This window comes from Thalassotalea sp. G20_0, assembly GCF_017744175.1.
Taxonomy (GTDB): Bacteria; Pseudomonadota; Gammaproteobacteria; order Pseudomonadales; family Endozoicomonadaceae; genus Endozoicomonas.
On sequence record NZ_JAGHQV010000020.1, the window covers coordinates 1 to 26,411 of the forward strand.

At 49.1% G+C, this 26,411-nt stretch carries 20 protein-coding genes; 13 read left to right on the forward strand and 7 right to left on the reverse strand.

Annotation, left to right across the window (positions count from 1 at the left end; genetic code table 11):
* The 7 genes from J7438_RS13180 to J7438_RS13210 form a co-directional block, all read left to right on the forward strand.
* On the forward strand, positions 1 to 1,062 hold a 1,062-nt coding region (locus tag J7438_RS13180), incomplete at its 5' end, for a hypothetical protein (protein ID WP_209276904.1).
* Between the two features lie 96 nt (positions 1,063 to 1,158).
* A complete protein-coding gene (locus tag J7438_RS13185; protein WP_209276905.1) occupies positions 1,159 to 1,971 on the forward strand; it encodes a hypothetical protein in 813 nt (270 codons plus the stop codon).
* Between the two features lie 117 nt (positions 1,972 to 2,088).
* Positions 2,089 to 3,162, forward strand: coding sequence for a hypothetical protein (locus J7438_RS13190; RefSeq protein ID WP_209276906.1), 1,074 nt, complete (start codon positions 2,089 to 2,091; stop codon positions 3,160 to 3,162).
* A 609-nt stretch (positions 3,163 to 3,771) separates the two neighbouring features.
* Complete coding sequence (locus J7438_RS13195; protein ID WP_209276907.1) at positions 3,772 to 4,467, forward strand: hypothetical protein; 696 nt, start codon at positions 3,772 to 3,774, stop codon at positions 4,465 to 4,467.
* A gap of 563 nt (positions 4,468 to 5,030) precedes the next feature.
* The gene (locus J7438_RS13200) at positions 5,031 to 6,146 is read left to right on the forward strand and encodes a hypothetical protein (protein ID WP_209276908.1); all 1,116 of its coding nucleotides are present in this window, start codon (positions 5,031 to 5,033) and stop codon (positions 6,144 to 6,146) included.
* A 232-nt stretch (positions 6,147 to 6,378) separates the two neighbouring features.
* Positions 6,379 to 7,458: a hypothetical protein gene (locus tag J7438_RS13205; RefSeq protein ID WP_209276909.1), complete on the forward strand. Its 1,080-nt coding sequence runs from the start codon at positions 6,379 to 6,381 to the stop codon at positions 7,456 to 7,458.
* A gap of 180 nt (positions 7,459 to 7,638) precedes the next feature.
* On the forward strand, positions 7,639 to 8,655 hold the full coding sequence (locus J7438_RS13210; RefSeq protein ID WP_209276910.1) for a hypothetical protein: 1,017 nt from the start codon (positions 7,639 to 7,641) through the stop codon (positions 8,653 to 8,655).
* 68 nt (positions 8,656 to 8,723) lie between these two features.
* Here the strand turns inward: J7438_RS13210 and J7438_RS13215 are convergent, their stop codons facing one another.
* The 5 genes from J7438_RS13215 to tkt all read right to left on the reverse strand — a co-directional run bounded on the left by J7438_RS13215 (position 8,724) and on the right by tkt (position 16,662).
* Entirely contained in the window at positions 8,724 to 9,962 is a 1,239-nt protein-coding gene (locus J7438_RS13215) for a Bcr/CflA family multidrug efflux MFS transporter (protein WP_209276911.1), read from the reverse strand.
* 293 nt (positions 9,963 to 10,255) lie between these two features.
* A complete protein-coding gene (locus J7438_RS13220) occupies positions 10,256 to 11,221 on the reverse strand; it encodes an adenosylmethionine decarboxylase (protein WP_209276972.1) in 966 nt (321 codons plus the stop codon).
* Positions 11,221 to 13,308 carry a biosynthetic arginine decarboxylase gene (gene speA / locus J7438_RS13225; RefSeq protein WP_286196568.1) on the reverse strand — a complete coding sequence of 696 codons (2,088 nt, stop codon included), beginning with the start codon at positions 13,306 to 13,308 and terminating at the stop codon, positions 11,221 to 11,223. Before speA ends, J7438_RS13220 begins: the two co-directional genes overlap by 1 nt.
* Entirely contained in the window at positions 13,277 to 14,152 is an 876-nt protein-coding gene (gene speE, locus J7438_RS13230; protein WP_209276912.1) for a polyamine aminopropyltransferase, read from the reverse strand. Before speE ends, speA begins: the two co-directional genes overlap by 32 nt.
* Positions 14,153 to 14,661: 509 nt before the next feature.
* Positions 14,662 to 16,662 (reverse strand): transketolase, encoded by a 2,001-nt coding sequence (gene tkt, locus J7438_RS13235; RefSeq protein WP_209276913.1) that lies wholly within the window; start codon positions 16,660 to 16,662, stop codon positions 14,662 to 14,664.
* Positions 16,663 to 16,933: 271 nt separating this feature from the next.
* Between tkt and J7438_RS13240 the strand changes: the two genes are divergently transcribed.
* Entirely contained in the window at positions 16,934 to 17,362 is a 429-nt protein-coding gene (locus tag J7438_RS13240; protein ID WP_209201749.1) for a hypothetical protein, read from the forward strand.
* 37 nt (positions 17,363 to 17,399) lie between these two features.
* Here J7438_RS13240 and J7438_RS13245 read toward each other — a convergent pair whose 3' ends face one another.
* Entirely contained in the window at positions 17,400 to 18,794 is a 1,395-nt protein-coding gene (locus J7438_RS13245; RefSeq protein WP_209276914.1) for an Npt1/Npt2 family nucleotide transporter, read from the reverse strand.
* Positions 18,795 to 19,315: 521 nt separating this feature from the next.
* Here J7438_RS13245 and J7438_RS13250 point away from each other — a divergent pair.
* Positions 19,316 to 20,278 (forward strand): ArsR/SmtB family transcription factor, encoded by a 963-nt coding sequence (locus J7438_RS13250; protein ID WP_209276915.1) that lies wholly within the window; start codon positions 19,316 to 19,318, stop codon positions 20,276 to 20,278.
* 101 nt (positions 20,279 to 20,379) lie between these two features.
* The gene (gene metK, locus J7438_RS13255; protein WP_209201746.1) at positions 20,380 to 21,543 is read left to right on the forward strand and encodes a methionine adenosyltransferase; all 1,164 of its coding nucleotides are present in this window, start codon (positions 20,380 to 20,382) and stop codon (positions 21,541 to 21,543) included.
* Positions 21,544 to 21,623: 80 nt separating this feature from the next.
* Here the strand turns inward: metK and J7438_RS13260 are convergent, their stop codons facing one another.
* Positions 21,624 to 22,502 carry a hypothetical protein gene (locus J7438_RS13260; protein ID WP_209276916.1) on the reverse strand — a complete coding sequence of 293 codons (879 nt, stop codon included), beginning with the start codon at positions 22,500 to 22,502 and terminating at the stop codon, positions 21,624 to 21,626.
* A gap of 178 nt (positions 22,503 to 22,680) precedes the next feature.
* Between J7438_RS13260 and ahcY the strand changes: the two genes are divergently transcribed.
* The 3 genes from ahcY (at position 22,681) to J7438_RS13275 (ending at position 26,227) form a co-directional block, all read left to right on the forward strand.
* Complete coding sequence (gene ahcY, locus J7438_RS13265) at positions 22,681 to 24,096, forward strand: adenosylhomocysteinase (protein WP_209276917.1); 1,416 nt, start codon at positions 22,681 to 22,683, stop codon at positions 24,094 to 24,096.
* A gap of 447 nt (positions 24,097 to 24,543) precedes the next feature.
* Positions 24,544 to 25,404 carry a methylenetetrahydrofolate reductase [NAD(P)H] gene (gene metF, locus J7438_RS13270; protein ID WP_209276918.1) on the forward strand — a complete coding sequence of 287 codons (861 nt, stop codon included), beginning with the start codon at positions 24,544 to 24,546 and terminating at the stop codon, positions 25,402 to 25,404.
* 97 nt (positions 25,405 to 25,501) lie between these two features.
* Positions 25,502 to 26,227: a 16S rRNA (uracil(1498)-N(3))-methyltransferase gene (locus J7438_RS13275; RefSeq protein WP_209276919.1), complete on the forward strand. Its 726-nt coding sequence runs from the start codon at positions 25,502 to 25,504 to the stop codon at positions 26,225 to 26,227.
* Positions 26,228 to 26,411 lie beyond the last annotated feature (184 nt).

The window sequence follows — 26,411 nt, forward strand, 5'->3', positions numbered from 1 at the left end:
ACTGATGATGAAAGAGGCGTGGTTGTTGATGGTGATCACGTCATGTTGGGCCGGGAACGCCTGTGGCACTTTATCACGGCCATACTGTTCGAGCTTAAACAAACAGAGTATCAATTCAGGAATCAAAGGCTTACTGTCATGCCACCCGATGGTGAACCGGTTGTACTTCCAAAACCAGAGTTTACCGTTACTGACACCGGTTTTGTTATAAATAACTGGACCCTTGAACAGTTGATCGCATTTTTCAAGGCAACCGAATTCACAGAACAATGGTATGAAAAGCCTCGGGACAAGCGGGCACCCTATGCGATCAGGCTTGAGGCTAAACGGGCCCAAATGAAAGCAAGAACCAAAGAGACCAGGAAAGCCGAGCCTGAAAAAGTAGCATTTCTGCTGTCACCTTCTGAGATTATCGATATCATCAAATACAACAAACCATTAAAGTCAGTGGTTTGGGCATCTCTGGAACACTATGCCCGCAACGGCCAGCTAACCACCAGTTTATGTAAGGCGCTCAGCCCGGTTATCCGAAATGATAATGAGGGTGTTGTTCCTGAGCTCGTTAAAAATGCAGTGGCTGAAAAGCTGGTACAGATTGAGGCAACAAAAACACCCGTAGTAACAGCCATCGCTCTGCAACAACCTCCTGCAAGCACGACACTCCCTTGGGATCAGGATTCCACCAGGAGCCTTCAAGGGCCGAAATTTACCTTTGAAGCGGCAATGGAAGAGCTGGATCGTTTTCCGATATTGGGGAATAGAGAACTTGAACTATTGGAACCCTATCGGAAAGAGATGATACTTCCGCAGTTAATGAGTGTTCTCCAAAAGATCAACCATTATGATGTGGATAAACAGACACAAAACGCCTGGCATTCAGCCTTGGAATGCAGAAAAGAAGACCCTTTTGGGCTGAACGGAATTGACATTGACATTTGGGAATCGGATTTATTGTCGCCGGATTTTGATTTATCTGCGACCGGGTCAGAACGGGTCAACAACCACCATGACTGGCTTGAAGAGTTCTATGAGACCGTTTTTCATGCCACCAATAATGGCTGATTTTCAGCATGGTGCGTAATTTGAGCTATAAATGAAACTTTTTAACGGCCACACACTCCAAAAAAACCTATAAATGCACTAACGGAAGTATCATTAATGATTTCTGGAAATCCAATACATGCCCAGAAAAATGATCTGGGAGCGGCTCTTGATTCGGCACCTTCTGATTCTGGCAGTTGGCTCGGCCGCACTGTGACTCACAACCCTTCTCCCCATGATGCTTCTTCCTATCATTCTCCGGGCACGGCATACCGACCCTCGGCTCCAGTTACTAAAACGAGATCGGCGACTGTTCAGGCAAGCCCCGATAGTGGCATGCGACTCCCTGTGCATAAACTGGTGGAGTGTCAGCTGTCATTGCAAAAAGGGTTTAGTGTGGTTTCTAATGCTCTTCAGATAATGTTGCTACGTAGCTCAATGCCTCACTGCCCACCTTCTCTCGGGAAACAATTGGATTTTCTTGAAACTAAAGAACCGTTTGATGACGAGCTCTTTCTGGAATTGGCAGGGCTTTTACGCGCAGACCCATCGGTTATTACAGGTCATCAGCAACTTGATAAATCTGTAAAGATTGATGTGTTGAAAGGTTTGTATCGCCAGCTCAAGGATGTGCCAAAAGTGCAGTTGGAGAAGGCACTTTCTCAACAGGCTCATTTAGAATCGATTAAACAGAACTTTGAACGCGATGCTCCGGAAGACAGGTTTTGTTGTTTACCTGATCCTGTTCCAGAGCATGAGGCAGCGCAAATGAAGGGTTATATGGATGCTTTGGATACGCTGTTATCCGACATTGACGAAAGTGCTCTTGGTCTATTGGTAAAAGACGATGTCTCACTGCAAGAAAAGCTGTCAAACGCGGCTGAAGCTGTTCAGACATGTAAATATATTTTCAACAGAACCAATCTGTAAATAAGGGGTGAAGTTTAAAACCAGTCGTTTAGGAATTATTCTTTATTCATAAATGAAACTTTTTAACATTCACTCAATCTAATGGAGCATTATTAATAGAATTAAGGAATATATCTTATGATCTCCGGTAACCCAATACCGGCTCAAAATGGCTTGGGCACTGCTCAAGATGATCCGGCATCTACTGGTTCTGGCATATGGCTTGGCCGCGCTATAAAGGCGCTTAAAGGGGTGACCTGTTTTGTCTCGGGAGTTGCCGCCATCGCTGCTCTGGCAGCAGGCTTTTATGTTGCGGCTGCGTTATGTGGAGCGGTTTTCGCTGTGTCCGGATTATCCCTGCTGTTTGGCAATAGTCATAATAACATTGAGCCATCAGGGGCAAGTCCACAGTCACCTTCAGATGATCCTGATGATACAGGCGCAGTGGAACTGTGTAGCACTGACCAGTCAGAACCGGTCAGTCATTTGGCCACCCACAATACGCATACTCCTGCCGATTATACGACAAGCACGGTATACAGGGGCGCGCCGACACCGGTTAAGACAATGAGTCCGCCGACGGTTAATGTCAGCACCAATAATGGCAGGGGCCTCCTGCCCAAGGCTGAACTGCTGAGGTGTCACAGTTCACTGGACGATGGGATAAGAAATGTCTATGTGGCTCTTGATGCCATGAGGCTGTACAGCTTATCAGTCGACAGCCCGTCATTTTACAGGAAGCACATAGGTACTCTTAGAAGCAGTGAACCATTTGATGAAGATTTATTTCTGCTTCTGGCAAAACGTTTAAAGGTAGATAAATCGGTTATTAATGATCACCAGCAACTGGATAAGGCTGTCAAGATTGATTTGCTGGAGAAACTGGTTGAACAGCAGAAGGATGTGCCCCAAGTGCAGCTGCGGCATGTTAAAACTCAAATGGTCAATCTGGAAAACCTTAAAGAAGACCTGCAACGCCACTCCCCGTTGCTCGAAATTAGTTCAATACCTGATCCGGTACCAGAAAGTAACGTGTCACATATGAAGCGTCATGTGGATGCCCTGGATACAGTGCTGGCCAACATTAGAAAGCGCTCGCTTGCTGACCTTATCGACGCTGATGACTCATTGCATGAACGGTTGTCAGAAGCGGATGCAGCGATTAAAAAATGTCGAAATATTTTAAATGGGACTGATCGTAAATATTATTGAAGTGGCCATTTCAGGAACCCGGAAATAGCCTGTTTGAACAAAAATCACGGCTTTCATGGGGAAGGCTGTGCTACACCGAAAAATACACCAATAATGAGGTCAATCCCTTGGCATTCATCCAACCGGGGCGGTTCAGGCAAACAATTATTTTTTTTCATAAATGAAACTTTTTAACAGCTGTACACTCTAATTAGGAAATTCTAATGCAATAAAGGAATATAATTTATGATCTCTGGAAGCCCTGCAACCCCCCCAAATAGCTTGGGAGCTGCTCAAAATGATCCGGTAACTTCTGATTCTGGCTCTTGGAAGGGGCGAGCGATCAAAGTACTTAAGGCAGTGGGTCTTTTTGTTTCGGGAGTAGTCGCTTTGCCTGTCGTGATTCTGGCTACAGGCGTTTATCTTGTGGCAACGTTATTGGGGGCAATTTTCGTTGTGCCAGCAACCTAGCTGTTTGACAACATTAATCAAGCTGAGGATGCTTCAGAGTCCGATTCACAATCATCGACAGATGATTGTGATAAAGAAGAAGCTCTCGGCTATATAGGTACTTGTCCGATAACACGTAACTCTAATTTCGAAAGCATCTCTGGTCATTTTAGGGAGCAGATGTTTTACCAGAGCCCTTCGGATCCGGTTAATACAACGAGGTCAGAGAGGGGCAATGAAAGCCCTGCAGTAAGCCCCGGTGAAAGCCCCGGTAATGGCTTTAGACCTGATTTAGCTGGCTTGGAGATGTGTAAGATTGAATTGAGCTATGGGCAAGGAGAAGTTGGTATAGTTCTTAATCAAATAATGCTCCATTTCTTAACAGACTGTCACGATCTGACTCATCCCAGGGAACAATTGGATATTCTAAAAACTAAAGAACCATTTGATGACAGGCTCTTTCTGGAATTGGCTCAACTTTTACGCGTAAACCAATCGATTATTAATGGTCACCAGAGTATTGATGAATCTGAAAAGATTGCGTTGTTAGAAAGGGAGTATAAACAGCTGGAGGACAAGCATAATGTGCAAAAGAATCATGCTGTTAAACTAAAGGCGGATCTCCAGAACATTAAACAGAACCTGAAAGCCTATGTTCTACCAGACAGGTTAATTGGCGAACCTGATCCGGTTTCAGACATTGTTATAGCAACAATGAAGGAGCATGTGGATGCTTTTGATTCGCTGTTATCCCGCATTAACAAAAGTGTCATTGCTGAACTGATTCTGGCGGATGAAAAACTGCAACGCGGGATGTCAAAAGCAGCAAAAGCTGTTCAGAAATATAGAAATATTTTTGCACAAACCACACCGTAAATGTGGGTGAGTGGGCTATTTCAGCGTCCCTGAACCAGATAAAGTTCAGGGACCAATTCTAGGTCAGCCTTAACCTACCCGTTACAGTCGCTTCCATTTCTCCTTCTTTCTTTACCAGCACTGACAAAAGTGCTCTTGGTCTATTGATACAAACCGATGACTTACTGCAAGACAGAATGTCAAAAGCGGCTGAAGCTGTTCAGAAATGTAAAGATATTTTGAACGGAACAAATCAGTAAATCAGGGGGGGGGGGGAGTTTACAACCACTCGTTTAAGAATCAATTGGGGTATCAAGAGATCCCATGAATTCACTGGAGCCAATTGATCAATGTAAAGAGCTCAAGGCTCTTAAATGAGTGGTATCAGGGTGAAGTGGGTTTCGACAACGCTGCCATGGGGATGGTTGTAACATACCGAAAAATATCAGAAATGTGATCAACCCCGTGAGCATCCTGCCAACCAGGGTTCCGGTAAAGAATTATTCTTTCTTTTCATAAATGAAACTTTTTAACATTCGCATAATCTAAGTCAGCATTATTATTAGAATAAAAGGATATGACTCATGATCTCTGGTAACCCGATACCTGTCCAAAGTGGCTTGGGCGCTGCTCAAGATGATCCTGCACCTTCTGGTTCTGGCAGCTGGCTTGGTCGCACTATTAAGGTACTTAAAGGGGTGACTTGTTTTGTCTCGGGAGTTGCCGCTGTAGCTGCCCTGGCTACTGGTTTTTATGTTGTGGCTGCGGTATGCGGGGCGATTTTCGCTGTGTCCGGGTTATCCCTGCTGTTTGGCAAAAGTCATAATAACGTGGAACCATCAGGGGCAAGCCCACAGTCACCGTCAGATGATCCTGATGATTCAGGCGCGGTCGAACTGTGTAGCACTGATCAGTCAGAACCGGTCAGTCAGGTTGAACTTTGTAGCACTGACCAGTCAGAACCGGTCAGTCAGGTGGCCACCCACAATACGCATATTCCTGCCGATCCTTTGACAAGCCCGGTTTACAGGGGCTCGTCGGCACCGTTGCAGCCAGTGAATCCGCCGACGGTTAATGTCAGCACCAATAATGGCGTGGGCCTACTGCCCATAATTGAGCTGTTAAGGTGTGACAGTGTACTGAAAGATGTGATCAGTAATGTCCGTTTTATTCTTGAGTACATGAGGATGAATAGCTTGACAGGACTCGGTGGGTCTGTTTACAGGCAGCCAATAGGTGATCTCAGGGCTAGTGAACCATTTGATGAAAATTTATTTCTGCTTCTGGCAAAAAATTTAAAAGTAGAAAAATCGGTTATTGATAGTCACCAGCAAACGGATAAGGCTGTCAAGATTGAGTTGCTGGAGAAACTGGTTGAACAGCAGGAGGAAGGATTACAAGCGCAGTTGCAGCATGCTAATACTCACATGGTCAATCTGGAAAACCTTGAAAAAGACCTGGAGCGCTATTCCACGGTACGCAGGATTACTTCCATACCCGATCCGGTCCCAGAAAATGAAGTGGCACAAATGAATCGTCATCTGGATGCCCTGGATACACTGTTGGCCGACATTAGAAAGTGCTCGCCGCCTGGTTGCTTTATTGACTCCGATGGTTTTTTGCAGAGACGGTTATCAGAATTGGAGGCAGTGATTAATAAATGTCGAAATATTTTAAACGGGACTGATCGTAAAGATTAATGAAGTGGGCTATTTCAGGGACTCTGAAATAGCCTGTTTAAACAAAAATCACGGTTCTCATGGGGAAGGCCGTTCTATACCGAAAAATACACCAATGAGGTCAATCCCTTGGCATTCCTATTCCTCCAACCGGGGCGGTTCAGGCAAACAATTATTTTTTTTCATAAATGAAACTTTTTAACAGCTGCACACTCTAACTAGGAAATTCTAATGCAATAAAGGAATATAATTTATGATCTCCGGAAACCCTACAACCCCCCCAAACAGCTTGGGAGCTGCTCAAAATGATCCGGTATCTTCTGATTCTGGCTCTTGGAAGGGGCGAGCGATCAAAGTACTTAAGGCAGTGGGCCTTTTTGTTTCGGGAGTAGTCGCTTTGCCTGTCGTGATTCTGGCTACAGGCGTTTATCTTGTGGCAACGTTATTGGGGGCAATTTTCGTTGTGCCAGCAACCTCGCTGTTTGACAACATTAATCAAGCTGAGGATGCTTCAGAGTCCGATTCCCAATCACCGACAGATGATGGTGATAAAGAAGATGATGGTGATAAAGAAGAAGTTCTCGGCTATATTGGTACTTGCCCGATAACACGTAACTCTACTTACGAAAGTGTCTCTGGTCATTTCAGAGAGGAGATGTTTTACCGGAACCCTTCGGATCCGGTTAATACAACGAGGTCAGAGAGGGGCAATGAAATCCCCGGTAATCGCTATAAACCGGGTTTAGCTGACCTGGAGATGTGTAAGATTAAATTGCGCCTCGGGCAAGCAGAAGTTAATACAGTTCTTAGTCACATATTTCACCATTGCTTAACAGACTGTCGCGATCTGACTCATCCCAGGGAACAATTGGATATTCTAAAAGTTAAAGAACCATTTGATGACAAGCTCTTTCTGGAATTGGCAAAAATTTTACGCGTAGAGCAATCGATTATTAATGGTCACCATATTGATAAATCTGAAAAGATTGCGTTGTTAGAAAGGGCGTATAAACAGCTGGAGGAAGTGCCTGAGTTGCAACGGAATAGTATTTGTAAACTAAAGGTGGATTTCGGGAACATTAATCAGAACCTGCATGCCTTTGTTCTACCAGACAGGTTAATTAGCGAATCTGATTCGGTTTCAGATATTGATATAGCAACAATGAAGGAGCATGTGGATGCTTTTGATTCGCTATTATCCCGCATTGACAAAAGTGCCATTGCTGAACTGATTCGGGCTGATGAAAAACTGAAACGCAGGATGTCAAAAGCAGCTGAAGCTGTCCAGAAATGTAGAAATATTCTTCACAAACCACACCGTAAATGGTCGTGAGTGGGCTATTTCAGCGTCCCTGAACCAGAGAAAGTTCAGGGACCAATTCTCGGACAGCCTCCCAGGCATTCCTCCAGCCGGGGCTTGTTGCAGCAGCAATTATTTTTTTTCATAAATAAAACTTTTTAACAGCTGCACACTCTAATAAGGGCATTCTAAAGTAATAAAGGAATATAATTTATGATCTCTGACGCCCCGATAGCCCCCCCAAATAGCTTGGGAGCTGCTCAAGATGATCCGGCATCTACTGGTTCTGGCCGCTGGCTTGGTCGCGCTATTAAAGTACTTAAAGCAGTGACCTGTTTTGTCTCGGGAGTAGCCGCTGTGGCTGCCCTGTCCACTGGCTTCTATGTTGTGGCTGCGGTATGTGGCGCGATTTTCGCGGTGTCCGGATTATCCCTGCTGTTTGGCAATAGTCACAATAACGTGGATCCATCAGGGGCAAGCCTGCAGTCATTGTCAGATGATCCTGATGATACAGGCGCAGTCGAACTGTGTAGCACAGATCAGTCAGAACCGGTCAGTCAGTTGGCCACCCACAAGGCGCATACTCCTGCCGATTATACGACAAGCCCGGTTTACAGGGGCGCGCCGACACCGGTTAGACCGGGTTTAGATGATCTGGAGACGTGTAAGCTTGAATTGCACAGCGGGCAAGGAGAAGTTGGTATAGTTCTTAATCACATATTTATCCATTGCTTAACAAACTGTCCCGATCTTTTTAATCCCAGGAAGCAATTGGATATTCTAAAAACTAAAGAACCATTTGATGACAAGCTCTTTCTGGAATTGGCACAACTTTTACGCGTAGACCAATTGATTATTAATGGTCACCAGCGTATTGATAAATCTGAAAAGATTGCGTTGTTAGAAAGGGAGTATAAACAGCTGAAGGATGTGTCTGAGGTGCAACAGAATCACACTCTTAAACTGATGGCGGATCTTGATAACATTAAAGATAACCTGAAATCCTTTGTTCTACCAGACAGGTCAATTCGCGTACCAGATCCGGTTTCAGATATTGAGAGAGCAATAATGAAGGAGCATCTGGATGCTTTTGATTCGCTGTTATCCCGCATTAACAAAAGTATCATTGCTGAACTGATCCGGGCAGATGAAGAGCTGCAACGCAGTATGTCAAAAGCAGCTAAAGCTGTGCAGAAATGTAGAAATATTTTTGCACAAACCACACCGTAAATGTGAGTGAGTGGGCTATTTCAGTGTCCCTGAACCAGAGAAAGTTCAGGGGCAATTCTCGGTCAGCCTTAACCTACCGTTACAGGCGCTTCTATTTCTCCTTCTTTCTTTACCAGCAACAGTGAAGCAATAGAGAGTATTCCGCAACCAGCCATCACCGCTGCCATGGGAATGGCTGTTCCATCATGCAAGTAACCGACCAAAGCAGAGGCTACTCCCCCCATGGTAAAGCGCACTGCGCCTGCCAGGGCGTTTGCTGTTCCGGCTGATTTTGGAAAGTGGGACAGGGCCAGGGCGTTGGAGTTAGGACCCGTTAAGCCAATACAGGCGATATAGCAGGCAATTGGGATCATCAGTCCGGGCAGGCTGCCAAAGCCGGTAACCGTGTTAAGCAGGAGCAAAAGTGCAGAGACCGCTGCGATCAGGCTGCCTGAGCGCAGAATCGTAAACAGTTTGAACTGCTCAACCAGGCGGATATTCACCATATTGGTGATCCCCATGGCCAGGATATTAATGGCAAAGAGCAGCCCATACTGTTCAGCGGGGATGCCAAACAGCTCAATGTAGACGAAGGGAGAGCCGGAAATAAACGCAAACATGCCACCAAAGAAAAAGGCATGGCAGAGAATACAGCCAATGGCTTCCCGGTTTTTCAGGATGTTGGCGTAGTTCAGTGCCAGCTGTACTGGCGACACCATAAGCCGGTCTTCAGCCGGCAATGTCTCCTTAACCCGGAAAAAGGCCAGAATTAATGACAGGCAGGCGGTTATCGCCAGAAAGATAAACAGGCTCTGCCAGCCAAAGAACTTGAGAATCTGCCCGCCCAGCAGTGGCGCAGCCAAGGGTGCCACGGTCATGACCATGAGAATCGAGGACAGTGCTTTGGCTACCTGTTCTCTGGGGAACAGATCCCGGATCATGGCCGGAATCGTCACCATAATGGCCGCTCCGCCCATCGCCTGCAGTACCCGGACAATAATCAGCTGGGTGGCGCTGGTACACAGGGCGGCAAGGATATTGGTCAGGATATAGAAGATGATGCCCGGGAACATGACCGTTCTCCGGCCGAACCGGTCCGATAACGGTCCACAAACCAGCTGGCTTATGGCAAAGCCAATGGTATAGGCACTCAGTGTGTACTGTATCCGGCTTAATGGCTCCCCCATGCTTTTTGCGATGGCGGGCATGGCGGGCAGGTAAAGGTCAATGGCCAGCGGCCCAAGTGCTGTTAGCGCCCCCAGGGTCAGAATCAGGAACAAGCGCTCGCCCCGGTTCTCTGTTGTTACCAGATGAGTTGACGTTGTCATTTTTCAGGCTCATATTTTCGGGCAGCCGGGAGTTTGGGTTTCAAGAGGTTTTTGTCCCGAAATGGCGGTGGCTGCATTTGCATAAAAATTGTCTGATTTAACAGCCGAACCGCTGTAGTGCCTTAAAAATGCACGACACTGGTTTATTGGTTATGAGGGAACGTCTTGTCCGCTAAAGCGATAGTTGGTAACGGACAGGTAACGGCATCAATTTATAGTTTATACGGCTATAAATAATTCTTTCATAAAAGCATTGAGCGATAAATAGAAAAGTACACTTGTACAAATAGTACTTACCATGCATTTACTGCCGGTCGCTTCTCTGATGATAATTTTTCTGCCGCCACTTTCCTGTGATCCGGGTGCTGGAAGTGATTGAAGCTCATACAATAGCCACAGCTTAATTGAATTTCACCGGTTGCAAGACATTGGTATGGCGTATTTTCCGCCAGCAACTCTTCTGGTCGTCGGGCATTAAAACCGATCAGATCCCAGCAGCCCGGATTCAGCTGTTTCAGCAGTATGGTGACAATCGGTGAGTTGGCCAGATCAAGGTTGGTGGCAAAACTGACGTATGAGCTGTTTTTATGGGGTGTGAGATGGATGGTGGCATAGCGGTTGCCCCGAATCGCATTCAGGGAGTAACCACAGGGGGTAAACAGCCAGTCGCTCAGGGCAAAGTCCGGAAACAGCCGGTTCAGTTTAAGCAAGCGACGGATGTCTTTAATCGTCTGGTGCTCACAGCGCAGGCTGTCAGCATTTTCCCCCCGGATATGGTACATCAGCAGTTCGCTGGTGGTGTCATCAGGCGCTGGTCCATAGGGCTTGTCCAGATGGAATACATAGTTATGATGGCCATCCGGATAGCCCAGACGAAAGGCACAGCCGGGCACACGCTGGCTCAGTCGGTCAACGTCGTCCATAAAGGACGTCTTCTGAAGATGGGGCTGGTACTCATTTTTGCGCTGGAATCGGGCGCAGCGGATATGCTCCAGAGGGGTCTGTTCAAAAAAGTAGAGGGCAGCATCCACCAAAGTAGTGGTGCCACAGGTAAGCATCAGAAACCGGTCATGCCAGACAAACAAGCTGGACTCCGACAATAGATAAGCGTCACAGTGTTCGTTGCTGAGTATGGTCAGGATGTCTGCCCGGGCTCTGGCCACCATCTGTGCCCAGAAGCTTCTGCCCAGGGCCCTCAGGGAAATCCATTCCGGGCTGGTGACGATCTCTATTTTTTTTTCTGAGCCTTCAAAAAACATCACGGCAGGCTCCCTCCGATAAACTCCAGATAGGTGTAGCCCCGGAGCCCTGATTCCAGTTCCGCCAGTATGGCACGCTGTTGTCCTGGTGGCAGGCTTTCCCTGACCAGCTGTCGGTAGGTGCGGAGAAAGCTTTCCGGCTGCAGGTTGACATAACGCATCACCTTTTCCACGGTGTCGCCCGCCTGGTACCCGGTGACTTCCACTTCTCCCTGCCCATTGATGTGGACCGAGGCCACATCGGTATCCCCGAACAGGTTGTGCATATTCCCAAGAATTTCCTGGTAGGCACCCACCATGAAAATACCGATCAGGAACGGTTCTTCCGGCTGCCATTGAGGCACTGGCAGGGTGGTTTCTATGCCCTGGCCGTCAACATATTGATTAATGACGCCATCGGAGTCACAGGTGATATCCAGCATCACCGCCCGGCGGCTTGGTGGGCGATTCAGGCCGGACAGGGGCATGACCGGAAAGATCTGATCAATACCCCAGGCATCGGGCAGGGATTGAAACAGGGAGAAGTTCACATAGAACTTGTCCGCCAGTTTGTCACTGAGTTCATCAATCAGCGGGCGATGGGCCCGGTTGTCGGGGGAGAGCCTTGCTTTCAGTTCGTGGCAGAGACGCAGGCTGGTGTTTTCTGCCCAGGCCCGGTGCTCAAGCCCCAACAGTCCCATGGCAAACTGGGCATGGACTTCTGCCAGGTCAGCCTGGCTGTCGTGATAAATCTCTGTCAGGGCGCGTTCACCCCGGCTATGACTCAGGTCTTGCCAGGAACTCCACATATTATGCAGCAGAAGGGGCGCATCCCCGGTGGGTGGTGTCAGTACTTCCGGTTCATAGCTTTCCACCCCCAGGATATCGGTAATCAGCACCGCGTGGTGTGCTACCAGATGTCGGCCCGACTCGGAAATAATACCCGGAACCGGCAGGTCGTACTGCTGGCAGATATCGCCCAGGGTGAAGACGATATTGTTGGCGTACTCCTGCAGGCTGTAGTTCATGGAGCAGGAACTCTGACTGCGAGTACCTTCGTAGTCCACCGCCAGGCCGCCGCCCACATCAACAAACCGGATCGGCAAGCCCATACGGTGCAACTGGGCATAGAGGCGACCACATTCACTGACGCCCTTGCGCACATCCTGGATATTGGCGATCTGGGAACCCAGGTGGAAGTGCAGGAGCTGCAGAGACTCCTGTTGCTGAGCCTGTTTTAACCGTTCCACCGCATGGAGCACCTGGCTGGCGCAAAGACCGAACTTGGATTTCTCCCCACCACTGGCCTGCCACTTGCCTTTGCCCTGAAAAGCCAGACGTACCCGAAGGCCCAGACGGGGCCGAACACCCAGACTGGCCGCTTCACTGAGCACCATGTCCAGTTCGGTGAGCTTTTCCAGAACAATAAAAACCTGATGACCCAGCTTTTCCCCGATCAGGGCCAGGCGAATATACTCCCGGTCTTTGTAGCCATTACAGATAATCACTGAGCTGGCCCGTTTGGCCAGGGCCAGAACCGCCAGCAGTTCCGGTTTGCTACCAGACTCCAGGCCCAGTTGTGGATGTTTGCTGGAGGACTGACTGTTCAAAATATCTTCCACCACCGTCCGCTGCTGGTTGACCTTGACCGGGTAAACGGCCAGGTATCGATGGTTGTAACCGTAATCACGGATGGCCCGATTAAAGGCGTGGCACAGATTATCCAGACGCTGATGGATAATCTGCGGAAAACGCACCAGTACCGGCAGGGATACGCCCTGACGGTTCAGCTGACTGGCAATGGTACTCAGTTTAACCGGTGGCGTGCCTTTGATATTGACCGTGACATGACCCTGATCGTTCAAATCAAAATGATTCTGGCTCCAGAAACGGATGTTATAGGTGGAGCGTGCCTTATCAAGGTTCCACCCTTCGCGATCCTTATTGCCAGAATATTGCGGATCTCTGGCGGTTAACGCTTCAGTCTCATCGCTGCTCCCGGCTGGTGTTGTATTTGTTAACTCTGTTTTTTTCGCCATTACCTGCCTTAACCCCCGGGAGGCTGTCTTACTGTTTTTACGCCATTGCTTCTGATATAGCTGTTTCAATGTAACGGGGCAGGGCGAAAGCTGCCTGATGGACCGATGGAGTATAGTAGCGCGTGGTAATACCGCTGAGGGCAAACCTTGCTTCGAGTTCGACCAGGGGGGTATGACGGGCTTTGAGGTCATCGGTGCCCCAGGCAAAGGTCATAATGCCACAGGCGTAGGTGGGAACGGCGGCACTGTAAAAATGCAGGTCCGATACATAGCTGGCCAGACGATGAGCGGTGGTTGTTACCTCATTCAATTGCATAAACGGTACCCCGTTTTGGGCAACGAAAATGCCTTTATCAGTCAGAAGTCGTTTGCATCCCCGATAAAATTCAGAGGAGAACAAGACTTCCCCGGGACCGATAGGGTCGGTGCAGTCAGAGATAATCACATCGAAGCTATGGTCAGCGATTCCGTGATTGTTGACGAACCGGACGCCATCCTCAATCACCAGGTTAACCCTCGGGTCATCATAGGCCCCGGCACAATGATTCGGCAGCCACTGGCGGCAGAGATCGACCACAGCCCGGTCAATTTCCACCATGGTGACCTGTTCAACGGATTGATGCCGGAGTACTTCCCTGAGCATACCGCCATCACCACCGCCAATAATCAGTACACGCTTTACCTTGCCGTGGGCCAGGATGGGCACATGGGTCAGCATTTCATGGTAGATAAACTCGTCTTTTTCGGTGGTTTGAATCACGCCGTCCAGGGCCATGATGCGGCCAAAGAACCGGTTCTCAAAGATGATCAGATGCTGGTGTTCGGTGTGATCTTCAAACAGCAGCCGGTCAATCGAAAAATTCTGTCCATAGCCTGAATACAGTGTTTCCTGATAGGTATCTTCGCAGTGCATTGTTGCCAATCCTGTAGATAAATAAAAAGAACCGCAAATACTCGTTGTATGCCGATGAATCTGTTGAATATTGGACCAATAGCCAAATGATTGGCAGCGGGCATGATGGGTAAACGGTTGTTCACGGGTATGAACTTTGGTTGTTCCGTTTTGCCGCAAGGCCCACCCGGGGGAAAAGACGACATTGTCAGATTGGAATGTTTTATTTTAAAAGAACTGAATTAAACCTGCATGGGTACCGGATGGCAAGTTGGGATAGTGAGGAAAAAAGGCCAATAGCGCAGATGGTCGTTTTCAACGATGAGAGGACAGCCATCCCTTTACCGGGATGGCTGAATGGATTTAACCTGGGAGGCTGTCCGAGAATAGGCTGCCCTACGCGGCAACTGCTCCTGCGTTGCTCTAGCTCCTGCATCCATGCAGTCGTGCGGTGGCAGCAAATTGGTCTAAAAATTTCCGACTTTTTATCCTCAATTTTCTGCCATCCTCGCTACGGGCGCTATTCTCGGTCAGCCTCCCAGCAGTTCTTCAGCGATTGCCACGATATTGTCAACAGTAAAGCCAAAGTATGGGAACAGGTCTTCTGCCGGAGCGGACTCACCGTAGGTGGTCATGCCGATGATGCGGCCATCCAGGCCAACGTACTTGTACCAGAAGTCAGCAGCAGCGGCTTCAATCGCAATACGAGCAGGCACTTCCAGGGGCAGGACGGACTGTTTGTACTCAGCATCCTGGGCATCAAATACATCCGTCGATGGCATGGAGACTACACGTACTTTGTTTCCCTGTGCAGAGAGAGCAGCCTCGGCGTTCATAGCCAGTTCTACTTCTGAGCCGGTAGCTATCAGAATCAGCTCAGGCGTACCTTCACACTCTTTCAGGATGTAACCACCCCGTTCAACCCGGGCAATCTGTTCATCGGTTCTGGCCATGCATGGCAGACCCTGACGGGAGAAGATCAGGGCACTTGGTCCATCAACACGTTCGATGGCATGTTTCCAGGCGACGGCAGATTCTACCGTGTCACACGGACGCCATGCATTCATGTTCGGTGTCATGCGCAGGCTGGCGATTTGTTCAATAGGCTGGTGGGTTGGACCATCTTCACCCAGGCCGATGGAGTCATGGGTGTAGACCAGGATTGAGCGCTGTTTCATCAGCGCGGCCATACGGGCAGCGTTGCAGGCATATTCCATAAAGACCAGGAAGGTTGCGCCGTAAGGAATGAAACCACCGTGCAGGGCAATACCGCTCATCATTGCAGTCATGCCGAATTCACGGACGCCGTAAAACAGGTAGTTGCCATCAGCATCGTCACGCTTGATGCCTTTGGAACCGCTCCACAGGGTCAGGTTGGAGCCCGCCAGGTCTGCGGAACCACCAAGCAGTTCCGGGAGGATCGGACCATAAGCGTTCAGAGTGTTCTGGGAGGCCTTGCGACTGGCGATCTTTTCACCTTCCTGTTGGCAGGACTTGATATAAGCCGATGCCTTTTCGGCGAAGTCAGCGGGCAGGTCACCTTTCTGGCGACGGGTAAATTCTGCCGCAAGCTCCGGGTATTGGGCCTGATAGGCTGCGAACTTTTCATTCCAGGCGCTTTCTTTGATGGCACCGGCTGCTGTGGCATTCCACTGGTTGTAGATGTCAGCAGGCACTTCAAACGGTGCGTGTTGCCAGCCGAGACGCTCGCGGGTCAGCTTGATCTCGTCATCGCCTAACGGAGCGCCGTGGCACTCCTCTTTACCGGCTTTGTTGGGTGAACCAAAGCCGATAATGGTTTTACAGCAGATCAGCGTGGGTTTGTCCTGTTCGGCGCGGGCGGCTTCGATGGCGGCTTTGATCGCTTCAGGGTCGTGACCGTCAACCGCCGGAATGACATGCCAGTTGTAAGCTTCAAAGCGCTTGACGGTGTCGTCGGTGAACCAGCCTTCCACTTCACCATCAATGGAGATGCCGTTGTCATCGTAAAATGCCACCAGTTTGCCCAGGCCCAGGGTGCCCGCCAGGGAGCAAACTTCATGGGAGATACCCTCCATCATGCAGCCATCACCCATAAAGACGTAGGTATGGTGGTCAACAATATCGTGGCCAGGCTTGTTGAACTGAGCGGCCAGTGCCTTCTCGGCGGCGGCCATACCAACGGCATTGGCGATGCCCTGGCCCAGTGGACCGGTGGTGGTTTCAATGCCCGGAGCATAACCATACTCGGGATGGCCCGCCGTTTTGGAGTGCAGCTGACGGAAGTTTTTCAGGTCATCCATGCTCAGATCGTACCCGGTCAGGTGCAGCAGGGAATAGATCAGCATGGAACCATGGCCATTGGACAACACAAAACGGTCACGATCCACCCACTCTGGATTGGCGGGGTTGTGATTCATATAGTCGCGCCACAGCACTTCAGCAATATCAGCCATCCCCATGGGGGCACCGGGATGACCGGATTTGGCTTTTTGTACGGCGTCCATGCTGAGGGCGCGAATGGCATTGGCAAGCTCACGACGTGAGGACATGGGAATCTTTGCTCCTGAGAATCCAGTCTGGTTAAATTCGCGCGCTAGTTTAGCGAAACCGGCAGCATTCTTCATCCATATTGGTTTATTGAACAATTCATTTTAGATGCAGAGAAATAATCTGCTATTGCTGCCTGTGAGATTGAAAACAACTGGTGAGATGGCAAACAAGGCAGGCCTATTATTGAAGTGATTGAAACGCTGAACTATCACCGGTGCGTGGTGTCACATCTGCACATTTTTTTTTTGGGCGTAAGATTCCGGAGGCTTTATGAGCCCCTTAGCTGGCAACCAACCGCTACCCAGGGATAGTTTTACCACGCCAGAATCAAAGAAGGAGAAAACTGTCCATAAGAGAGCCATGTCGATAGAGTCAAAGCAATCTTTGCCACAGAGTAACCAGAGAGCGCTGTCAGATTACAAGATCAAGGTTGACGGTAAAAAAAATGCCAAAACTGCTGGTGAAGAAGGAAAAATGCATGACGAATACTGTACAAAATGCCGGATGGCCGCTGGCCAGCAGAATGACTCCAATACCTATGTCAGTAATAAGGAAGTGATGCATGACTACCGCCAGGATGGCATCTGGTCCTGGGGTCTGAATGGCGTGAACATTTCAGGTTATCCTCAGTGTCCTGTGCCTGGTTGTGCAGGCCATATTCCGGAAGGAGCAATGCTGATCGATAAGCACTGGAAATAAAGACAGGCTTCACAATCCGGGCATCAGTTGGTCAGTTTTATGGTTCTGTTCGCTCATGGTAATGTCTGCCCAAATGCTTGATGGCGATTAGCCACAGGGCAATGGCCAGTATAAAAGCCCCTGCCAGCCAGGACATGGCAAGGCTGAGGGAGCCAAAAAGGGTAATTAAAATCTGTTGAAAGAAAGAGCTGCCTGATTTGCCAACCCGACTCACCACTAACTCAATAGCCGCTTTCCCCTTGTACTTTCGCTCAGCATCAAGAGGTACGAAAGAGATCTCCTTGGTGGCATCAAACAGCGTGTATTTTGCCGACTTGCCGAGGGCATGGCAGTACATGCCGATCTGCAAGCCGATCATGGTCAGATCCATATAACAGATACCGAACAAGCTGACCTGTGATTTCTGAAACATGGCCAGGAGAAAAAAAGGCAGGGCCGTGGCTGTCAGAATGATGGGGGTTGCAAAAGCCGCTGCCCACCAACTGATCTTCAGCAGGGTTGGCGTTAGCAGACCACAGATAAGACTGCCTATGCCGCTGATCATGGCCACCTTGCCCATAAACATCGAGTAGTCTGCCTCACAGGGGTACAGCTGCACCAGCTGGCTTTTCCAGGCCAGCTCAACCATGTTAATGGCGATGCAATAAGCCAGCATAACCAGCGCAATGCTGGCCAGGTACGGGCAGCGCAACAGGTATCGTGCGCTGGCCAGCAACGGCAGGTTGGTCGGGGTGTGTGTCTTCTGGCTGGTGGGATCTGTGAGGTTTTTCGAAGTTAAGTGGCAGCAGTATTCATTGAGCAGCAGAATCAACAGCCCGAAAAGCACGAACAGAAGTGATAAGATCTCCAGGCTCTCCTGCCAGCCTGAATCCGGGGCCATAACTCCCCTGGAAACGCAGTAGTAAAGCATTGGGCCGGAAATAATGGATGCGCTGCTGCCGATCATGGTGATCAGGGGATATTGCCGGGTGGCACTCTGGGCATTGTGGAAATCATTGACGGCTGTCCAGAAGAGGGTGCAGATCACCGCCGACCCCCAGAGTTCCGCCACGGCAAAGAACAGCGTCAGGGGCCAGTAATAGACCATGCCGACAATAAATTGCAGGTTTGCATGGATGAGTGGGGACAGGAGGGCAAGCGCTGCGGTGGGGGCGAAAGACTCCAGGTTTGGATAAATAACCATGGAAAACAATGGCATCCAGATCAGAAAAGGGATTAACGCAACGGCAAACAGGGTACGTTTACTGAGCCGGTTAGCCAGAAAGCTGTAGGTGATTAAAAAAATAAAAGCGACAGGCATGACAACCATCAACTTGATGAAGGGAATGGCTTCCGCACCAAGCCGGGTAATGAGCAGCGACTCTTTCAGGTTCCAGAGTATGTCAAAGTTGAAGGTGCAACAGGACAGCATGGCAATTTGCAGATAAAGCATTGAATTTGAATTGCCAGCAACGTTTCTGGATGAATTTTTAGTCATATACAGCGTGTTTCCTACCTCCCGTTATTGCTTCCGGGAGGCTGTCCGAGAATAGCGCCCGTCTAGGCGACCCCGTAGTGAGGACGGCAGAAAATAGAGGATAAAAACTCAGTTTTGTGAGGTGAATAGCGGGGCTATTTGCCGAACAAAAGTGGATTTTTAGACCAATTTTCTGCCTCCGCAGTAGGGCAGTCTATTCTCGGACAGCCTCCTAATACTGATGCTCAGCAGTTGCCTTAATTCGGGCACAGAAAGTGCTGGATAAATATAGTGCAGAGATTGGATTTCTTGTGTCTATTGATTGTATATAAAAATATTTTGATATAGATTTTGGCTCTTGCTAAACTCCTCCCTTCGAATATCCCGGTAAATGAGTCAATGATTTACTGTGCTTAAGTGATTGGAAAGTAAGTGATTGGAAAGTAAGTGATTGGAAAGTAAGTGATTGGAAAGTAAGTGATTGGAAAGGATGACGTGTGTTGACGGATGCTTTTGAGCAGCTGGCCACGGTGAGCAAAGCCAGTGGTGATGTTCTGAGATTACAGATTCTGAGGGTCTTGAGCACAGAGTCTCTCGGTGTGCTGGAGCTGAGCGGTGTGTTTGCCATGCGTCAGCCAGCCATGAGCCATCATTTGAAGGTGTTGTCTCAGGCCGGACTAGTCTCAACCCGTAAAGAAGGCAACACGATTTTCTACCGTCGGGCCCTGCCCACATCGGCAGGTCATCTCGAAGGGGTTGTCCGCTCATTGTTTCAGGCGGTGGATGGTATACCGCTACCTCATGATCTTGCCGAACAGCTTCAGGCCATTCGCCTGCAGCGGGCGGAACTGTCCCAGGCATTTTTTGCCCGGAATAGCGAAGAATTCCGTCAGCACCAGGAGCTGATTGCCGAGCACCAGCTCTATGCTGAAACGGTGGCAGACCTTATTGAGACTACTGACTTTCCTGAACAGAGCCTGGCCCTTGAGCTTGGTCCCGGTGAGGGAAATTTTCTGCCAACACTCGCCTCTGTGTTCAAGCTGGTTTACGCACTGGATAACTCGGAAAAAATGCTGAGTTACTCCCGGGCGCTGGCCAAACAGCAAGGCATTGGCAATGTCACTTTTGTTCATGGCGAGATCCAGTCGCTGAGCAACATGACCAGCGCCTTTGACTGTATCGTCATCAATATGGTGCTGCATCATGTTCCCAGCCCGGCGGATATCTTTAACTGGTCTTCCCGACTATTGAAGCCCGGTGGGAGCCTGTTTATCAGTGAACTCAGCCATCATGACCAGGACTGGGTTCGGGAGTCCTGTGGTGATCTGTGGCTTGGTTTCAGTGCCGGCGAGTTGGCTCAATGGGCGGATAAAGCGGGATTAATCAGCGGTGAATCCCAGTATCTGGGGTTACGCAATGGTTTTCAGATCCAGGTCCGACGTTTTTTTCTTGCCGAATGAACGATGACCTGGTTAACGCCTCAATTGAACGTATTTTATGAACAGACGGTTTCATGGAATCAAAGAGGCGCACTCAATTTTTTCAAGAGGGTAAAACGGCTATGTCTGAGTATTCGCTATTCACATCGGAGTCGGTATCTGAAGGGCATCCAGACAAAATTGCTGACCAGATTTCTGATGCTATTCTGGACGCCATCATCAAGGATGACCCGGAAGCACGGGTTGCGGTAGAAACCATGGTGAAAACCGGCATGGTGATTGTTGCCGGTGAAGTGCGCACCACAACCTATGTTGATATTGAAGAGCTGGTTCGTAATGTCGTCACCAGCATTGGTTATAACCATGGAGACCTGGGCTTCGATGGTGAGTGCGTTGCGGTTCTGAATGCCATTGGCAAGCAGTCTCCGGACATTGCCGTTGGTGTTGATGAAACCGATGAGCGTGAACAGGGTGCTGGTGATCAGGGCCTGATGTTTGGTTATGCTACCAATGAAACACCGGTGCTGATGCCTGCTCCCATTTACTATGCCCATGAGCTGGTTAAGCGCCAGGCGCAGTTGCGCAAGAATGGTGTGTTACCCTGGTTGCGTCCTGACGCCAAGAGTCAGGTAACCATGCGTTACGACCAGAATGGCAAGGTGCAGAGTGTTGATGCCGTTGTGCTTTCTACCCAGCACTCTCCGGATGTCTCTCTGGATGAAATTCGTCGTGAAGTGCTGGAGCAGATTATCAAGCCTGTATTCCCGGAAGGCTGGCTCCATGAAGACACCAAATACCACATTAACCCGACGGGTATATTTGTGATTGGCGGGCCTGTTGGTGACTGTGGACTGACCGGACGCAAGATTATTGTTGATACCTACGGTGGCATGGCCCGTCATGGCGGTGGTGCATTCTCCGGTAAGGATCCATCCAAGGTTGACCGTTCTGCCGCCTACGCAGGCCGTTATGTCGCCAAGAACATTGTTGCCGCCGGTTTGGCGGATCGTTGTGAAATTCAGGTGTCCTACGCCATTGGTGTTTCTGAGCCTACCTCGATTTCCATTAACACATTTGGCACCGGTAAGGTGTCCGATGAGCGTATCGTTGAACTGGTTCGTGAATATTTTGATTTGCGTGCCGGTGGACTGGTGAAGATGCTGGATCTCAAGCGTCCAATCTATCAGTCCACGGCAGCCTATGGCCACTTTGGCCGGGAAGAGGCCGAGTTCACCTGGGAGCGTACCGATAAAGCGGAACAGCTTCGCAAGGCAGCAGGCCTTTAATCACTGGAGTCAGGGCAGTGGTAATGCTGCCCATATAAGTAGTTGGTCAACTACTTACTGTTGTCTGTCTGGAGGAAAGACTAAATGTCATCGGTAAAGGCAGGATTGTCGATACCAGCTTTCTTTGAATCCAGAAGGGCTTTTTGTAACTTTTCCATTTCTTCCGATAAGTGTGTCACCTCATCAGTATGACTACTGCTGATGAGTGAGACATTCGTACGTCGATTTTCAATTTGTCGCTGTTTCGCCAGGTCCAGATATATGTTGAAAGCATGAGGCCCCATAGTTTTTAACTCTTGCTTAAGTCTTCTACTGTTTTTCCAACGTAGTGCCTTTTTGAGGGATTTATAGGTATTATCAAATTGCTCTTCCGATAGTTGTTCATTGATTTTCACTACGCAGGCTTCTAATGCATTTATATCATCGTCTTCAGGTACTTCTTTCAAAAACAGTTCCATATGCCCTTTGCCAACTAAATGCTGGAACCATTTTTTTTCATGGAAGAAATGTTTTGCATTCACGTCGTGAGCGCAGCCAGGTAAGGCTGATGAGTCCACTGTAACTCCAACTAAAACAGCAGTTGCTGCAATGCCTCTAGTGGCAACAATAATGGGCTGCAAACCAAGCAAAGCGCCACCAAGAACATTTGCACCTATTTCTGGTAACGCACCCTTGGCTACCAGTTTTCTTTTGGAAGCTTTCTCTGAGCCATGAAATTTCTGTTCCAGGGCTTTACTGACACGATCATAAAGTAAATTATGACTTTTCATTTGTTGTGTATTTGTTGTATCCAATAAATGACTCTGGCTATGTGAATCCGGTTCAAATTTTTCAACTCTGTGCCCACTAAAATTTCCTTCTGCCTGTTTTGTGTAGTTTCCGGAAGCTTCATTTTCGGGACTAGAAATGTTGTTTAAACGAATATATGGAATTGATGAATCAGCGTTTGAAGTCTGCATGATGGTTTACCGGTGATTAATAATTCGATTGTCAAGGCTCTTTGTAAGGGGAGCATTGGACTTGAAATTGCCAGTAATAGTTCAAGCAATAAGTCTATATCAAAATTTATTGATATAGATTGTTGCCGCTGCTAGAATCTATACCAATTCGGATAATACGCAGAACAGGATACGTTTTATGAGTGCTAACCCTGAGTTAACTGCTGATTTGCCAAGCTCCACCAAGGGCTCGGACTACCGGGTGGCTGATATTTCCCTGGCGGACTGGGGTAGGCGTGAGATTCAGATTGCCGAAGGTGAAATGCCGGCACTGATGGCGATCAGAGCCAAATACCGTGATTCTCAGCCACTGAAAGGCGCAAAGATCATGGGCTGCATTCATATGACCATCCAGACTGCAGTACTGATTGAAACGCTGGTAGTGCTAGGTGCTGAGGTACGCTGGTCTTCCTGTAATATCTTTTCTACTCAGGATCACGCCGCCGCCGCCATTGCAGCTGCGGGCATACCGGTATTTGCCTGGAAGGGTGAGACCGAAAAAGAGTTCTGGTGGTGCATCGAGCAGACGGTCCTCGATGGTGCCGGTAAGCCATGGCATGCCAACATGGTGCTGGATGACGGCGGTGACCTGACGCTGCTATTACACGACAAGTACCCTGCACTGCTGGACAACATTCACGGCATTTCTGAAGAGACCACCACCGGGGTTCACCGCCTGCTGGAAATGCTGGAAAAAGGCACCCTGAAAGTACCGGCAATCAACGTCAATGATGCGGTTACCAAAAGTAAAAACGACAACAAGTATGGCTGTCGCCACTCTCTGAATGATGCCATCAAGCGGGCCACCGACCATCTGCTGGCGGGCAAGAAAGCACTGGTGATTGGTTACGGTGATGTGGGTAAAGGTTCTGCCGCTTCGTTGCGTCAGGAAGGGATGATTGTCAAGGTAACGGAAGTGGATCCGATCTGTGCCATGCAGGCCTGTATGGATGGCTTTGAAGTGGTATCACCCTACATTGATGGTGTTAACGATGACACCGAAGCTTCTATCAATCGGGAGCTGCTGGCCACTACTGACCTGCTGGTGACCACCACGGGTAATGTCCATGTCTGTGACCGCTACATGCTGAAAGCCCTGAAAAATGGCTGTGTGGTTTGTAATATTGGCCATTTTGATACCGAAATAGACACGCAGTTCATGCGGGATAACTGGACCTGGGAAGAGGTCAAGCCTCAGGTTCACAAGATCGTCCGGGATGACTCCTGCAATGATCACCTGATACTGCTCTCCGAAGGGCGACTGGTGAACCTGGGTAATGCTACCGGACACCCGTCGCGTATCATGGACGGTTCTTTTGCCAATCAGGTTCTGGCCCAGATTCATCTTTATGAAGCAGGATTTGCTGATCTGCCAGCCGATCAAAAATCAGACAGGCTGGCGGTGACCGTACTGCCCAGGAAACTGGATGAAGAAGTCGCTGCCTATATGGTGGAAGGCTTTGGTGGTGTGATTACCCGGCTGACTCAAGGCCAGGCTGACTACATCAAGGTACCTGTTGATGGCCCCTTCAAGAGCGACGATTACAAGTACTAGGAGGCTGACCGAGAATAGCGCCCGTCTAGGCGACCCCGTAGCGAGGATGGCAGAAAATTGAGGATAAAAATTCCGTTTTGTGAGGTGAATAGCGGGGCTATTTGCCGAGCAAAATGGAATTTTTAGACCAATTTGCTGCCACCGCACGACTGCATGGATGCAGGAGCTAGGAGGCTGTCCGAGAATAGCGCCCGTAGCGAGGACGACAGAAAATTGAGGATAAAAATTCGGTTTTGTGAGGTGAATAGCGGGGCTATTTGCCGAACAAAAGCGGATTTTTAGACCAATTTGCTGTCGCCGCAGTAGGGCAGTCTATTCTCGGACAGCCTCCTAGAGCAACGCAGGAGCGGTTGCCGGTAGGGCAGTCTATTCTCGGATAGCCTCCTGAATGTCTTTTTCGCTGGCTGATGTCTCTTTACCAGCCAGCGACCTCTGCTGGTGAATACCATGGCAAATACAATAACCAATAATACTCCTGTCAGCTTTGAGTTCTTTCCCACTAAAACAGAAGAGGGTGCCCGGAAACTTGAGCAGAATGCCCTCAGTCTGGCCAGATACCAACCGGAATTTTTCTCGGTGACCTATGGAGCTGGTGGTTCAACACGGGACAGAACCCTTGAAACTGTGCTGTCAACTCAGAACCAGACACGTATAGCAACCGCTCCTCACCTTTCCTGCGTTGGTGACTCCCGGGAGCAGATCAAAGAGTTGCTGAACTTTTACCGTGACCAGGGCGTAGAGCGTATTGTTGCCCTGAGAGGTGATCTGCCTTCAGGTATGGGACGTGACAGTGGCGAACTCCGCTACGCCAATGAGCTGGTGGAGTTTATTCGTACTGAAACCGGGGATCATTTCCATATTGAGGTTGCCGCTTATCCGGAGGTCCATCCACAGGCACCCAATATGGAAAAGGATCTGGCAAACTTCAAGCGTAAGGTGGATGCCGGTGCGGATTCGGCGATTACCCAATATTTCTTTAATGCAGACAGTTATTTCTATTTCCTGGAGCGTACCCGGTCACTGGGTATTGATCTCCCGGTGGTTCCCGGAATCATGCCGATCACCAACTATAGCCGCCTGGCTCGTTTTTCCGATGCCTGTGGTGCCGAGATTCCAAGATGGATTCGTAAGCAACTGGAAGCCTATGGCGATGATATCAGCAGTATTAAACAGTTTGGTGAAGAGGTGGTGACCCGGCTCTGTGAGAGGTTACTGCAAGGTGGTGCTCCGGGTTTGCACTTTTATACGCTTAATCAGGCAGCCCCCTGCCAGGGTATCTGCGATAACCTGGGCATTTCTGCTGATTGATGGCGTGAGTTATGAGTTGTGAGGGAATTGTTAATGGTATTATTATCCTTGCTAACTATTCCCTCGTAACTCATAACTCTCAACCCAGTGCCCCTCCATGAGAAACCCCCGTATTTATTCAGCGCAGCCGCTTCAGGCTGACTGCTCTATCGAACTTTCCGAAAATGCCGCCAATCATGTCGGCCGTGTTTTGCGCATGAGACCCTCAGAGCCCCTGGTGCTGTTTAATGGTCAAGGGGGAGCCTGGCAGGGAACGGTAGAGAGCGTTAGCAAAAAGTCGGTTACCGTTTATCTTGAATCGTTTATCGAGGGTGATGCCCAGTCTCCCCTGACTATTGAGCTGGGTCAGACACTCAGCCGTGGTGAACGTATGGATTATGCCATTCAGAAGGCAACGGAAGCGGGTGTTACCGGCATTACCCCATTATGGAGTGAGCGTTGTGAGGTGAAGCTGAATGCAGAACGTTTGGATAAACGGGTCAAACACTGGCAACAGGTGGCTATCAGTGCCTGTGAACAGTGTGGTCGTAATATCGTACCGACCATACATACGCCCGTTAAACTGGAAGATTGGCTCACCACCCGGGGGACCGAGCTGAACTTTGTGCTGCATCATCGAACCAGAGAGAAACTCAGTGGTTTTGCACAGCCAGAATCGGTATCTCTGCTGATTGGCCCGGAGGGTGGTTTAACCGCTCAGGAAATTGAGTTGGCTGAGGGCCACCGTTTTAACCCACTGGCGTTAGGCCCCCGTGTGCTTAGAACGGAAACTGCGCCAGTAGTGGCGATTACGCTGATGCAGTACCTCTGGGGAGATTACTGATAGTACCTACAGAATCAGTATAAGTGGCACAGTTCAATAGCTGGTCAGCCGAGGTAAAAATCCTATAATGCGTCATCCTTTTAGTGAGAGTCTTTGGTTATGAAAAAGGTCGCTTTTCAGGCTCTTTGATTATTTTGTCCCGGGCAAGCGGCTCATTCCGCCCTGGATGATGTTGGAGTAAATA

Excerpts from the sequence above, each read along its gene's own strand:
- speE (WP_209276912.1), bottom strand. The coding sequence starts at position 14,152 with ATGCACTGCGAAGATACCTATCAGGAAACACTGTATTCAGGCTATGGA.
- J7438_RS13260 (WP_209276916.1), bottom strand. The coding sequence starts at position 22,502 with ATGCAGACTTCAAACGCTGATTCATCAATTCCATATATTCGTTTAAAC.
- J7438_RS13200 (WP_209276908.1), top strand. The coding sequence starts at position 5,031 with ATGATCTCTGGTAACCCGATACCTGTCCAAAGTGGCTTGGGCGCTGCT.
- J7438_RS13205 (WP_209276909.1), top strand. The coding sequence starts at position 6,379 with ATGATCTCCGGAAACCCTACAACCCCCCCAAACAGCTTGGGAGCTGCT.
- metK (WP_209201746.1), top strand. The coding sequence starts at position 20,380 with ATGTCTGAGTATTCGCTATTCACATCGGAGTCGGTATCTGAAGGGCAT.
- J7438_RS13190 (WP_209276906.1), top strand. The coding sequence starts at position 2,089 with ATGATCTCCGGTAACCCAATACCGGCTCAAAATGGCTTGGGCACTGCT.
- J7438_RS13275 (WP_209276919.1), top strand. The coding sequence starts at position 25,502 with ATGAGAAACCCCCGTATTTATTCAGCGCAGCCGCTTCAGGCTGACTGC.
- ahcY (WP_209276917.1), top strand. The coding sequence starts at position 22,681 with ATGAGTGCTAACCCTGAGTTAACTGCTGATTTGCCAAGCTCCACCAAG.
- J7438_RS13245 (WP_209276914.1), bottom strand. The coding sequence starts at position 18,794 with ATGCTTTATCTGCAAATTGCCATGCTGTCCTGTTGCACCTTCAACTTT.
- metF (WP_209276918.1), top strand. The coding sequence starts at position 24,544 with ATGGCAAATACAATAACCAATAATACTCCTGTCAGCTTTGAGTTCTTT.
- J7438_RS13185 (WP_209276905.1), top strand. The coding sequence starts at position 1,159 with ATGATTTCTGGAAATCCAATACATGCCCAGAAAAATGATCTGGGAGCG.
- J7438_RS13210 (WP_209276910.1), top strand. The coding sequence starts at position 7,639 with ATGATCTCTGACGCCCCGATAGCCCCCCCAAATAGCTTGGGAGCTGCT.
- J7438_RS13195 (WP_209276907.1), top strand. The coding sequence starts at position 3,772 with ATGTTTTACCAGAGCCCTTCGGATCCGGTTAATACAACGAGGTCAGAG.
- J7438_RS13215 (WP_209276911.1), bottom strand. The coding sequence starts at position 9,962 with ATGACAACGTCAACTCATCTGGTAACAACAGAGAACCGGGGCGAGCGC.
- J7438_RS13240 (WP_209201749.1), top strand. The coding sequence starts at position 16,934 with ATGAGCCCCTTAGCTGGCAACCAACCGCTACCCAGGGATAGTTTTACC.
- J7438_RS13220 (WP_209276972.1), bottom strand. The coding sequence starts at position 11,221 with ATGTTTTTTGAAGGCTCAGAAAAAAAAATAGAGATCGTCACCAGCCCG.
- tkt (WP_209276913.1), bottom strand. The coding sequence starts at position 16,662 with ATGTCCTCACGTCGTGAGCTTGCCAATGCCATTCGCGCCCTCAGCATG.